The 13,492-nt window shown below is 39.9% G+C and carries 9 protein-coding genes; all 9 read right to left on the reverse strand.

Going from position 1 to position 13,492, the window contains the following annotated elements:
- Positions 1 to 1,285 (reverse strand): glycosyltransferase family 2 protein (locus ACO1QW_RS15910; protein WP_486260214.1); only part of this gene is annotated, 1,285 nt, incomplete at its 3' end.
- Positions 1,282 to 2,409: a HEAT repeat domain-containing protein gene (locus ACO1QW_RS15915; RefSeq protein WP_486260216.1), complete on the reverse strand. Its 1,128-nt coding sequence runs from the start codon at positions 2,407 to 2,409 to the stop codon at positions 1,282 to 1,284. The genes ACO1QW_RS15910 and ACO1QW_RS15915, both read right to left, overlap by 4 nt.
- A gap of 80 nt (positions 2,410 to 2,489) precedes the next feature.
- On the reverse strand, positions 2,490 to 2,852 hold the full coding sequence (locus tag ACO1QW_RS15920) for a response regulator transcription factor (RefSeq protein WP_486260218.1): 363 nt from the start codon (positions 2,850 to 2,852) through the stop codon (positions 2,490 to 2,492).
- Between the two features lie 32 nt (positions 2,853 to 2,884).
- Positions 2,885 to 6,631, reverse strand: a complete 3,747-nt coding sequence (locus ACO1QW_RS15925; protein WP_486260219.1) for a PAS domain S-box protein — start codon at positions 6,629 to 6,631, stop codon at positions 2,885 to 2,887.
- A 330-nt stretch (positions 6,632 to 6,961) separates the two neighbouring features.
- The gene (bglX, locus tag ACO1QW_RS15930) at positions 6,962 to 9,250 is read right to left on the reverse strand and encodes a beta-glucosidase BglX (RefSeq protein ID WP_486260221.1); all 2,289 of its coding nucleotides are present in this window, start codon (positions 9,248 to 9,250) and stop codon (positions 6,962 to 6,964) included.
- Between the two features lie 13 nt (positions 9,251 to 9,263).
- Positions 9,264 to 9,932, reverse strand: a complete 669-nt coding sequence (locus tag ACO1QW_RS15935) for a GDSL-type esterase/lipase family protein (RefSeq protein ID WP_486260223.1) — start codon at positions 9,930 to 9,932, stop codon at positions 9,264 to 9,266.
- A gap of 1 nt (position 9,933) precedes the next feature.
- Positions 9,934 to 11,715: a family 43 glycosylhydrolase gene (locus ACO1QW_RS15940; RefSeq protein ID WP_486260224.1), complete on the reverse strand. Its 1,782-nt coding sequence runs from the start codon at positions 11,713 to 11,715 to the stop codon at positions 9,934 to 9,936.
- Between the two features lies 1 nt (position 11,716).
- Entirely contained in the window at positions 11,717 to 12,130 is a 414-nt protein-coding gene (locus tag ACO1QW_RS15945; protein ID WP_486260226.1) for a DoxX family protein, read from the reverse strand.
- A gap of 23 nt (positions 12,131 to 12,153) precedes the next feature.
- Positions 12,154 to 13,491, reverse strand: a complete 1,338-nt coding sequence (locus ACO1QW_RS15950; protein WP_486260228.1) for a glucoamylase family protein — start codon at positions 13,489 to 13,491, stop codon at positions 12,154 to 12,156.
- Position 13,492 lies beyond the last annotated feature (1 nt).

Below are 13,492 nucleotides of genomic sequence, written 5' to 3' on the forward strand. Positions count from 1 at the left end.
TTAAACTGAAAATCTCTTTTCGCTTTCGGTATTGATTATAGGTAAGAACTTCCATTAAAATAGCAAACACTGAATAAAGAAAACCGAAGCTGAGAATGAAACCAAGCAACGCAAAAAAGAATGGCCAATCCATAAAACCTAATACAGCAAAGATCAATAAGGCAATAAAGCCTGTGAACTCTATCAGTGGCGCAAGAAATTCAAAGAAGAACCAGTAAGGATAACTCAACATACCCAACACACCATACGAAGGATTGAAGAACATTTTTTTATGCAGCTTCAATGTTTCAATTGTTCCTCTTGTCCAACGATTGCGTTGCCTGCCCAAAATTTTATAACTAGCCGGTGCTTCTGTCCAGCAAAGCGGATCAGGGATATAAGCTACTTTGTAAGGAATTTGTTTTTCCTCCATATAGCGGCGCATACGCACCACCAGCTCCATATCTTCTCCAACTGTATTGTGATCGTAACCTCCAGCTTTGATCGCTATCTTCCTGTCGAATGCACCGAAAGCACCAGAGATCAACAACAAACCATTTAACCTGCTCCATGCCATTCGTCCCAATAAGAAAGCACGGATATATTCCAAGGTTTGCACACGTGGAATAAACTCTTCAGGCAAATGCACCCGAATGATCTTTCCATCTTTTACCTCGCATGAATTAGCAATACGTACCACGCCGCCCGTAGCAATTACACGTTTCTCTTTTTCTTCAAGAAATGGTTTGATCAACTTCAACATGGCATCCTGTTCAAGAATACAATCAACATCAATACAAACAAGAATATCATTTGAAGCGATGTTGATACCAACATTCAACGCATCTGCTTTGCCGCCATTTTGTTTATCAACCACCAACAATTTTTTATAAACAGGATTGCTGCTCCTGTAAATGGAACGAACAGGTTTGGTTGAAATATGCGTGGTGAAGATATAAGGCACTTCCACGAGTTGGTACGCATCCATTAACTTCTGCATGGAGTCATCTTTGCTTCCATCGTTCAGCACAATTACTTCCATATTGTTATAATGGATATTGAGCAATGAGCGAACATTTTCAATGATCGTTGCACCTTCGTTATACGCAGGTGCAAGAATACTGATGGATGGCGTATGCTCCGATACTGCCATGATAGAATAATCTGTGAAACTGCTTTTACGGATATATCTTCTTGTTTCCCCAATGGAATAAAAAGCGATGAAGAGATAACACAGCAGCAATACAATGGAATAAGTAAAAATAATGTAGGTCAAAAAATCAACGAGGAGTTGCTGCCAGTTCATAAAGCCACCTCCTGCTTTAACTGTGGCAACAAAACTGTCCAGGGATAACTCTCTTGATTTACCTGTTGCTTTAATAAAAGCTCAGCATTTGGTTGTGTATGATAAAATGCTCTTGCTGCTGCCACTTTAATTTCCTGAACGGGATGAAAAACCTGCTGCAATAAAAAGAATTGTTCTGCTTCGCTTCCGTATTCCTGCAAAAGTTTTAATATTTCCACCTGCATATCAGCATCTTCCTTTGGAAATATTGCGATCAACAGTTCATTTGAAGCAGGATCATAAATCTCTCTTAATGCTGCAAGCGCTTTCTTCCGGATGATCTTTGATGAATGTTGTAAACAATTGATAACACCGGCATACAGCTGATGGAGTTTATACACTTCAACCAACCGCAGTGCAAATTCTACTACGCTACTGTTCTTTGATTGCAACCATCGAGGCGCTTGGTCAAAAGAACGATCAGCATGCAATGAAAGCTCATACAACAAACACAATTGCTGCCACTCGGTTAAAGGATAGGTGATCACATCTAAAAAACGTAATCCTTCAAAACCAGTGAGTTTTACTACTGCAGTTCTAGCTTCATTGCGCACCAATTCATCAGGATGGTTGGTGAGACGATAAATGCGGGTGATATATTTTTTTTGTTGAAGACCACTCAGTTCCTGAATGGCCCTGGCCTTTACATGCCATGCACCGTTCTGCAAACGAAAAAGCGAATCTTTGTCGAGACCCATCTGTTCATAAAACCAACAGATGTTGAGGGCAGCTGTGCCACTCATGTTTTTGGCAGTCTTTACTAACTCTGTAACAAGAACTTTTCTTGAATAAGTATCAACCAGTAATAACTGCAACTGTTCTTTCGTGGAAGGTTGAAACATCAGCTCCTGCAACTCGTCTTCTGTTTCACAGAGTGCAACTTCACTAATAAGTGAACTGTAAGTTTCCCGTAATTGTGCACGCCGGTAGCTTCGTGCTGTACGGCGAATGAGGTATAATAAAATGAAAACAATAACGCCGGTAATAATCAATATGAAAACGAACATGGCAAGCATCAGGTGTACCGGTTGTATAAATACATCCAGCATTAGTTGCTGTGCAGTCATAATATACCCCGTTTCCATACAACTAATTTAACCCGCTTCAACTAAAATTACCGACTCTGATTAATGAAAATAATTTTCTTTTAAATTAAGTGCATTAGTCAGGCAATTTTTGACAGGCGCTTTACACGCATAGAAAGTTCATTTGGACTGAATGGTTTGGTAATGTAATCATCAGCACCAAGGTTAAACGCTTCCACCACTACGTTCTCCTGGCCCATTGCACTCAATACAATAACAGGCACGTTTCGCTGGCCGGCCGATTTTACTTTACCAACAATTTCAAGACCCGATGAATAGGGCATCATAATATCGGTGATGATCATATCCGGGTTATGCTCATCAATTTGCTCCATGGCTTCACGGCCATTATCAGCAACAATTACATCATGTCCATCTTTACGTAAGCGTAAAGCAATTGTTTTAAGCATGATTGGTTCGTCTTCGGCTACTAAAATTTTCATGTTTTGATTTTTCAGGTTTGGTAATATTCTATTCAGGTATTTATTTGTGTTGCTTTTTCAAGTTCTGCTTCGATCATTGGACGTATCAGTTCAAACAGATCGGTTGCTTTCTTTAAACCATCCGGAATTCGCTCAATGTTTTGTTGTTCTTTTGCCTGCAATTCAATGGTTGAAATAAGACCGAGCATCAAATTCATTTGCAGTATGCCTAAACTACTTTTTAGTTTATGTGCTCTGCGATACACTTCCTCCCAGTTCTCATAAAGTGTTGCTTCATGAATTTCATTTAACAAAACAGGCGTTGTAGCAAGGAACAACTGCAACACTTCGCAGAAATATTCCTGGTCCTCCATTTCATACAGATGAGAAAGATTGTACAGCTCAGTTCCCTGTTGTTGCGTTTGTGTTGTGTTTGTCGACTTTCCTGATGCAGGCTGAGCAAGTAGGAAACGACGCAGTTCCGTATAAAGATCAGCCGGAACAAATGGCTTGGTTAGATATTCGTTCATGCCCAATTCAAAGCAGCGCATTTTTTCATTACGTAGTGCACTTGCTGTCATGGCAATAATGGGAACAATTATTTCAAGTTTCTTACGGATATAAGTGGCTGTCTGAAAACCATTCATAATTGGCATTTGCAGATCAAGGATGATCAGGTCGAACTCCTCACCTGCTTCCAGCAATTCAACCGCTTCCTTACCATTGTTTACAATAGTTGTGTTGATGCCTACACGTTGCAATACATGCATAATTACTTTCTGGTTGATCTCGTTATCTTCCGCAACCAAAATTCGTTTACCGCTGATATCATCATTACGATTCTTCGTTGATGCAATTACAGGAGCAGCCACAGGAATATTTTCGGCAATGTCAAATGGAAGTTGCACACGAAAAGTTGTTCCTTTTCCAAATTCGCTGCTGACTGCAATAGTACCTCCCATCATCTCGCAGAGCTGTCTTGTAATGGATAATCCCAAGCCTGTTCCGCCGTATTTACGTGATGTTTCACTTGCTGCCTGTTCAAAGCTTTCGAAAACATGTTCCAGTTTTTCATTCGGTATGCCGATGCCTGTATCGGTAACAGCTATTGAAAGATTTGTTTTTCCATTTTCTCTTTGCATCAGTTCACATACTCTCACTTCAATACTTCCTGTTTCAGTAAACTTCATGGCATTACTCAACAGGTTAGAAAGTATTTGGGTAATACGCAATGGATCGCCAATCAATTGTTGTGGTACCGAACGGTCGGCATAGATCGACAATGCAAGAGCTTTTTCTTTTGCCTTTAAACGAAATGGCGCCACCGCCTGTTCTAACACTTTCTGTAATTCAAATGACACCTTCTCAACTGACAGTTTTCCTGCTTTGATCTTTGACAGATCAAGAATATCGTTGATCAACATCAATAAATTATCAGATGATTGGCGGATGATCTGCACAAATTCTTCCTGCTCCTCCGACAACGCCGTGTGCTGTAGTACATTTGTCATACCAATGATGCCGTTCAATGGTGTGCGAATTTCATGACTCATGTTTGCAAGGAATTGCTCCTGTAATTGTTCGGCCGATTCAGCCTTACGTTTTGCTTCAACCAATTTTTCACGAGACTGAACACGTTCGGTAATATCAGTGGCAATACCACCAACACCGTATAAAATATTATCCCTGTCGAACAAAGGAAACTTAACGATGAGTAAATTATGTTCGCCATCTGCCATCTGCACGGTTTCATCAGTTTGCACATGCTCCATGAAAGCAATTACTTTTTCATCGGCTTCACGGTAACGGATAGCTGCATCATCATCTTCAAAATCAAAATCCGTTTTCCCAATAACCACTTCGTCCGTTAAGCTAAATGCTTCACGAAATGAACGATTCACAAGTAAATACCGTCCTTCCAGGTCTTTAATGAACATGATCAATGGTGTATGATCAAGGATTGACTGTAACCTGAATTGATTTTCTTCACGTTCTTCACGCACTTTTTCCCAGGCCCTGTTTACCAACTTTTGTTCAGTAATATTCTTTGCTGCAATACAAACTGCAATTACTTCATTGGCCTCGTTGCGCACCGGAAAATAAGTGTTATGAATCCACAGTTCACCTTCTTCATCATTACAATACACATCAGCTTCAACCGCATTGCCATTTAAAGCACGCTCCACATAATCCCTGAATTTGTCTTTTCGTTCAGGCTGCAACACCTCCATCATACTATCGCCTTCCTTACATGCATTGCCGCAAATGCGCTTTACGATCTGCTTACCGGCTTCATTGATCATGATGACGATGTAATCCGGTGCGATCATGTAAAACCCTTCATTTGAACTCGAAAGCATGGCCCTGATCTTTTGATCGGCTTCTCTTATCTTCTCTTCATTTAATTTAATTGAGGTAATGTCTGATGTTACAACTGCAGCGCCTGTAATTTCATTGTGCTCACGCACGGGCGAATGACTGATTCGAAGCCACTGCACTCCTTCTGCCGTATCATAACGTGCTTCATATTCCACGTACTCACCACTAAATACTTTTTCAAAATTTAATTTTGCATCTTCAATTACACTGTGCGGAATTACCGTCAGCAAATTCATCCCTACTTCCACCTTTTTACTGGTGCGCAACTCCATGCCTTCACGTGAAGGTCTATTCATTACACGTATAGTAAGATCACGGTCAACCATAAAAAATCCCTCGTTGGTGTTATTCAACAATGTTTGCACCAACTCTTCTGATTCTTTTAGTTTTGATTCTGCTTCAATTTCATCGGTAATATCTTTTACCGTGCATTGAAATCCTACGATGTGGTCATCATTTGAAATAATGAGGGACGTAAGTTTTACCCATTTTTCTTCATCATCTTTTGTAACTATGGGGAAACGCATGATCTTCTCTGCAGCATAAGCATGAAACTGTTGTTCAAAACTTTCCAGCACAGTTTTATGCCATGATTCAGGAACCAGTTTGTAAAACGATTGTCCCTGCAATTCAAACGGTGTATAGCCGGTTAATATCTTTGACTTAGCACTTACAAATTCAAACTCACCGCTCAGATTTGCAGTGAAGGTGATCATGCCCGGGCCTTCAATGAGTTTGCGATATTTTATTTCGCTTTCTCTTATCTCCTGTTCCGCTTTCTTCCTGCGACGGATATCTTTGTTCAATTGCCAGAGCAATACAGCAATAAACAAGATAATGATCACTGCGCCTGCATACGCAATTCGTATCAACCTTTGCTCAGCTGCATCGCTGGTATGAGTTCGTTGCTGCAATAACCAATTTTGTCTCTGCGTGCTACGGACGAGTTTTGCATTGATGGTAAATAAAAGTTCCTGTTGAGCTTGGGCAAAATCTTTTATCGCTTGCGGATTACTTTTTGCCGGCTTAAATATCGTTACCTGTTGCTGTTGCTTTTTAAGAATCAGCAATTCAAGCTCGGATAACATTAGCTTCTGCGTGGGATCAATGGCCAGTTGGCGGGCAGTTGAAATAGAATGATTGATCAACGCATGTATTTTTTTCAACTCATCGTAAGTACCCGGCCTTGGCAGAAGAAGATAACCGCTCACAAGGGCTTCACTTTCTGCAATACCTGATTTTATTTTTGAGAGATGATCCATTACCCGGTAAGTATGGGCTACCATCTTATCGGTCTTACTTGTGTAGATACCACTTAAATAAACAATACGGGCGAAAAAGATAATGGTACAAACAGCGAGTAAAAAAATAAGTGCAATGCTGCGGCTTACAGGAAGTATATTTTTAAATGAACGTTTCATAGCTATTTATCATTCATGATTAATGATGAATAATAGCCAACACAAACCTCCGTCGTTTGCAACGAAGCCAATGAATTTCTGCTGTAAAGAGATTGCGGAAACGGGAAAACGAAGTATACCAACAAATTGTGGGCAACAGGTTTCATGGATACAGGATTTGGATGTGAGTGAATTTCGTTCAAAATCTCTTGAAACGAAGCTGTTATAAAATCTTAGTTAAGAAAATAAGTATTTTCTCTTAGCCCGTCATCGAGGGAATACTATTAGCCGCTCACAAGTCCAAAAAAAAGGGTGCGGCATTGCCGCACCCTTCCTTAAAAACATTTCTGGTTATTTGCTCCAGTTAAGCTTTGTCATTTTTACATCTCTTGAATTTCCACCGATCATGATGTGAAATTCACCCGGCTCCCAATCATATTTCAAATCGTAATTGTAAAACTTCAAATCATTTGGCGTGATGTTGAAGGAAACTGTCTTGCTTTCTCCGGCTTTCAATTCAACTTTCTGGAAACCTTTTAATTCTTTTACAGGTCGGGTAACCGAACCCACCACGTCACGAATGTATAACTGCACTACTTCTTTACCAGTAACGGCGCCGGTGTTTGTAAGTGTTACACTTGCAGTGATCGTTTGATTTCCTTTGGGTGATGCGTTACTGATCTTTACATCACTATAACTAAAGCTGGTGTAACTTAAACCATAACCGAATGGATAGAGTGCATCGTTACTTACATCTAAATAATTGCTGCGAAACTTTTGAAACCATTGTCCATCAGGTAAAGGACGACCAGTATTTTTATGATTATAGAACAAAGGCACCTGCCCTACATTTTGCGGGAAAGTCATGGTTAATTTACCTGAAGGATTTACATTACCGAACAACACATCAGCCACTGCATAACCAGCTTCGCTTCCACCAAACCAAACATTCAAAATAGCTGGCACATTCTGTTGCTCCCATGTTAATGCAAGCGGACGACCAGTGAACAATACTAATACAACGGGTTTACCCGTTTTCAATAAAGCTTTCAATAAATCTCTTTGCGCCTGGGGTATTTCAATATTGCTTCGGCTTGAAGCTTCCCCACTCATCTCCGCACTTTCTCCCAACACAGCTAATACTACATCGCTTTGATTGGCGATAGCAACTGCTTCATTGATCATTTCTTCAGGTGAACGTTTATCTCTTCCTAAGCTTTTGCCAAACATTGTTGCATGCTCTTCAAATTTTTCGTCGTAATCAAGATTGCTACCTTTTGCATAAAGGAATTTCACTTTATCACCTACCACTTCATTCAAACCAGTCAGCACCGCTGTAGCTTTATCAAATTCTGCGGCTACACTCCATGTGCCCGGCATATTACGTTTGTCATTTGCTAATGGTCCAATCACTGCAACGGTTCCGCTATTCTTTAATGGCAATACATTGTTTTGGTTTTTCAACAGCACAAAACTCTGAGCTGCTGTTTCTCTTGCAATTTTCCGATGAGCAGGAGTAAATATTTCTGTTCTTGCACGCTCTTCATTGCAATACCGATAAGGATCATCAAACAAACCAAGTTTATATTTCGCCACCAGAATTCTTCTGCAAGCTGCATCGATCATCTGCAGGGTCACCTTTCCTTCTTTTAACGATTGTTGGAGTGTGAGTAAAAAACCTTCGCCCACCATATCCATATCAATACCGGCGACCATTGCTTTTGCTGAAACTGTTTTCAGATCACCAAGACCATGATCGATCATTTCATTGATGCCTGTGTAATCAGTAACAAGAAATCCTTTAAAGCCCCACTGCCTGCGCAATACATCATTCAATAACCAACGATTAGCAGTTGCAGGAATTCCATCAATTTCATTGAACGATGCCATCACACTTCCCACCCCTGCATCAACTGCTGCCTGGTAAGGATAAAAATATTCATTGAACATGCGATAGCGGCTCATGTCAGTCGTGTTATAATCACGACCAGCTTCTGCAGCGCCATACAATGCAAAATGTTTTACACAGCTCATGATTGTATTATTCAACGACAGATCTTTCCCCTGGTAACCACGCACCATTGCTTTTGCAATTTGTCCACCGAGATAAGGATCTTCACCATTACCTTCTGATACACGACCCCAACGTGGATCACGTGTAAGATCAACCATTGGCGAAAACGTCCAGTTAATACCATCGGCACTTGCTTCAATAGCAGCAATGCGTGCACTTTGCTCAATGAGTTGCATATCCCAACAAGCACTTAACCCAAGAGGAATAGGAAACACTGTTTGATAACCATGAATAACGTCCATTCCAAACAGTAATGGAATTTTTAAACGTGTTTCTTCTACCGCTACCTTCTGCACCGCTTTAATTTTTGCAACAGTTTTAATGTTGAACAATCCACCTACTTTTCCCTCTTTAATTTTTTTTCCGATATCAGAACTGCTTGCCTGCCCCGTTACAATATCACCTGATCCCGGTAAGTTTAACTGACCGATCTTTTCATCAACGGTCATCTTCTTCATCAATGCATCAATGAACAAATTCATCTTTGCTTCATTCGTTTGCTGTGCAGTTACATTCGCTGTAACAAAACAGAACAAAACAAAAACCAAGCTGCTAATACTTTTCATACAACAACATTTATTATTTGAGTAAAACATTCTGTAGTTTCTTTTTCCAGATAGCATAACCCTTCGCATTCATGTGCAACCTGTCTTCTTTAAAAATATCTGGCATTGGTTCGCCGGTTGCAGTAAGCATTACGCTGTACACATCCACAAACTTTGTGTTTAGTTTAGAAGATAAGAACGATTGAATACGCTTATTCCCTTCCTTGTATTTGGGCATTAAGTGTACACGGCTTGGGCTCGGCTTCATTGACACATATACCATTGGCACATTCTTATATTTTGCACGGATATAATTGAACAATGTGACAAAACGATTCACAACTGTTTCAACGGTTATGGTATCGCTTGAAGCAAAATCATTTTCCCCGCAGTAGATAACAACCTGTTTTGGTTGATAAGGAAAGATTACATCATACCGATAACGGATCACATCTGCTAAAGTACTTCCTCCAAACGCACGGTTTAATATTTTACGATCGGGGAAATATGTTTGCACATCTTTCCATAATGTAAAGGAAGAACTGCCGATCAACAGAATTTGATTTGATGCAGGAAAAGAAATACTGTCTGCCGTTTTAAATTTCTGCACCTCGTTCCAAAAAGGAAAAGGTTCTTTGTTTTGTGCGTGTGATACAACAACAAAGAATAAAAAAAGAATGCCTGCTGTAATTTGTTTCTTCATCTTATTCAACTTTAATAACCTGTGAGCGTTCGCTCACGCCATTTTCATTTACTGATTCAATTGTATAGTAATAAGTCTTTAACGCATCCATTGCTTTCATCCAATATTCATTGTTGGCATGGATCATTATGCTTGTATAAAGTTTGTCGGGATGAGTGCCGTAGTAAATATTATAAGCAAAGGCATTATCAACAGGTTTCCATTTTATAAATGCACTCCGTTTATCTTTCTCCGTGCGTAACACGATAAATCCTTTTACTGCATCAGGCTTTTCGCCATTGCCATTGCCAAATACACGAAAGCCGCTGATGGCAAACTTACCGGTTGGCATATGAATATTTTCGAGTTTGATGTAACGGGCCTGCACCGGCTTATCCAACTCAACATATTCGTGCGGCACATCTGTTTTATTATTGCTTTTATCCAACAACAAATTCCATTTCTTACCATCAACGGTAGAATAGAGTTTGTACTGATGATACAGGCCAATTGTTTTACCAAGAAAGACCGTATCCATTTCCTTCGGAAAACTTACATCCTGGTCGGCATAGTTGATTTGCACTGCATTCACAGTTGATACATTGCCAAGATCAGTTTGTATCCATTCGCCTTTATTTCCTGTTGTTGCACTCCAGTAAGTTTTAATCAACTCATCAACTGCATTGTTGGGATGATAACCGCCAAGCGTGGAAGAAACCTGAACAGGTTTATTATAGTTCAACAACATCCAACCTGTGAAGTAAGGCGACTTACCTTCTTTACCATAATTCGATCCATCAATTTTGTCAGTTGGAATATAATGCGGGTAATCACCAAACGTGGTATTGCAAAACATGTTGCCCTCTTTATCAAAACCGGTTGGCCAGATGCCAAGCCTCCGTTCAAATGTATTCTTCACCGAAAGCACTGTAGTTGATATATGCCAGTATTGATTGAACTTATCTTTAAATGTTGCACCATGACCTGCACCTCTTACAAAACCTCCAAGCTTAATACTTAACGGATCACTTTGTGCTTCAAAAAAATCAAGCGGTCCATTGCCAACCAGTAAACCGTCTGCATAGCCACTAAATTCTGTACCGGGCGCTCCATATTGCAAATAATATTTTCCATTGTACTTTGTCATGTGGCTGCCTTCGATGAATGGATCAAGAAAAGTATTATCCATATGTTCTCCAAAACGCTGCCAGCCAAATCGCCATGGCTCAAGCAAATACATTTCTTTACGTGTACCAATGGGCTGCATTGTTTTCCGGTTCAACTCAATGCCATACATCGGAAATTTATTGCTGCTGCCATTATACATATACAATCTTCCATCATCATCTGTAAAAAAAGATGGGTCCCATCCGCCAATATCGAACGAATCAACCAATGGCTTCCATTCATTTGCTTTTGGATTTGTACTCATCCAGATACTAAAGTTGCGGGTGTAAGTTGAACCAAACACGATCATGGTATCACCAATAATACCAACACCCGGCGCACAAAGCTCGTCGTATGCTTTATTCCATGGCCGCAAAAATTTTCTTGAAATAAATTTCCAGTTGAGCATGTCACTACTATGCCAGTAACCCCATTGATTGGTGCTGAAAAGATAATACTCGTCTTTGTATGTAACGATCACTGGATCGGCTGTTGCACGATGCCTGCCCCACTCGCTAAAGTTGGGAATAGGCGTATAACCATAATCAATATTGATTGGATTGCAATATGTTTTTTGCTGCGCATTACTGCTGACAGATCCAATTAAAAAAATGGCAACGATTAAATAGCTCTTCATTTTACTTTCGTTTAAACAGTAAGTGATCCATACTGATGGTTCCGGGGCCTGTGAACAAAAACAAAAATCCAAACAGTACAAAAAGAAATGGATGCTGATCGTTATACCAGATGATGCCATTCCCAATTTTAAAAGCAATATAACCCAATGTACCGATCATCATGATTGCTGCAATACGTGTAAACAAACCGAGCACAAGCAGCAATCCTGCAAATAATTCTGATGCCTTACCAGCGTATACAAGAAAAGTTGCTGCAGATGATTGCTTAAAGGCATCCCATGTAAGGTATTCATCCATTTTTGCTTTGCTGAATATTTCCCAACCATGATACATGAGAAAGACACCTACAACAGCACGTGCAATGAATAATCCTGTATTCCGTTTATAAGGCGATGCTGAAAAGAATGTAGACATGTCTGCCGATTTAATTGAACCTGTTATTTTATTGCAGGACTAACAAAATCCAATCTCTTCAACCCGTTTTTCACTTCAGGACAATTCATAAACAATTTCCATAACAAACCCGTTCTGTAATTTTCAATCATTACGATGATTGGCCCCTGGTCAATAGCAATATGCGTTTGCGCATACCAATTTTTTGATTCGTTAAACCCATCTGTAAAACCATATTCGCTCCAGATGTTATCGCCAAGCTTGTTATAAAAATATTTTAATGCCTGCAGTGAGTATTCAGGTGTGTACGGGAAAGATGATAAAGCAGCTGTGGGTGCTATTGTACCCTTGTCATTTGTTGGCGAATAGGCATCATATCCATTATTAAATGTATCACCTGCAGTAAATCCCCAGGCATCTGCACCATACCCTTTAAATTTATTTGGATTGCGAATTGCATGTTCCCTATTAATAAGCGTGTGATTTTTATTTTGCTCCCAATAATCAGCATATCGATCTTTTAATCCACGGGGATCAAGGCCAAGAAAAGAATAATGAGCAAAGAATAAAGGTCCTCCATAGTCAGGACCTAACGGCAATTTAATACCATAATACTCACGTTGATTTTTAAAGTCGACACCGTTTTTCCAACCTTGATGATACACCCTGGCATCAATTGGATGCGAAGGCGAAGAAGCTGCAAGAACATAGGTGATCAAACACTCATTCCACCCTCTTATTTCATTATTCATTGCCCAACCGTGATTAGGACTCCAATGCCAAAAGATTACATTTGATTGTTCACGTGTAAACCAATCCCATTCCACTTCATTCCATAGCCAATTGATCCGCCTTCTCAATTCATTTTCTTTTGGATTATCCTGGTTGAAATACTGGCGTGCAGATAATAAACCCTGAAACAAAAAAGAAGTTTCTACAAGATCAGCCCCATCATCTTTTGGACTGAAGCGAATTGTTTTTCCTGTTTCACCATTCAACCAATGCGGGTATGCACCATGATAAACATCAGCTTTTCTTAAAAAGCGTACCATCTTCAGCAAAAAACCAACAGCCGTATCTCTTGTTATCCATTTTCGCTCTGCTGCAACTATCACCGACATTACTCCAAAACCAGTTCCGCCAGTTGTCGTTGTTTCATGTCCATAATCGGCAATATTACTACGCTCTCTTGCCAATCCGCTAACAGGATGTGCGAAGTCCCAGAAGAAACGAAAAGTTTGTTTTTGCACGAGATCAAGCAAAGCAGAATCCGATAAATTCTTTGGACGAGTGGCTGGATCAAATTTAGCAGTTGTCTTTTGCGCAAAAACATTTTGCAACATGCACAATGCTGTAATGGCTATGAACAAATTCTTCTTCATA

This window comes from Lacibacter sp. (assembly GCF_057361365.1).

Excerpts from the sequence above, each read along its gene's own strand:
- ACO1QW_RS15915 (WP_486260216.1), bottom strand. The coding sequence starts at position 2,409 with ATGGAAACGGGGTATATTATGACTGCACAGCAACTAATGCTGGATGTA.
- ACO1QW_RS15920 (WP_486260218.1), bottom strand. The coding sequence starts at position 2,852 with ATGAAAATTTTAGTAGCCGAAGACGAACCAATCATGCTTAAAACAATT.
- ACO1QW_RS15925 (WP_486260219.1), bottom strand. The coding sequence starts at position 6,631 with ATGAAACGTTCATTTAAAAATATACTTCCTGTAAGCCGCAGCATTGCA.
- bglX (WP_486260221.1), bottom strand. The coding sequence starts at position 9,250 with ATGAAAAGTATTAGCAGCTTGGTTTTTGTTTTGTTCTGTTTTGTTACA.
- ACO1QW_RS15935 (WP_486260223.1), bottom strand. The coding sequence starts at position 9,932 with ATGAAGAAACAAATTACAGCAGGCATTCTTTTTTTATTCTTTGTTGTT.
- ACO1QW_RS15940 (WP_486260224.1), bottom strand. The coding sequence starts at position 11,715 with ATGAAGAGCTATTTAATCGTTGCCATTTTTTTAATTGGATCTGTCAGC.
- ACO1QW_RS15945 (WP_486260226.1), bottom strand. The coding sequence starts at position 12,130 with ATGTCTACATTCTTTTCAGCATCGCCTTATAAACGGAATACAGGATTA.
- ACO1QW_RS15950 (WP_486260228.1), bottom strand. The coding sequence starts at position 13,491 with ATGAAGAAGAATTTGTTCATAGCCATTACAGCATTGTGCATGTTGCAA.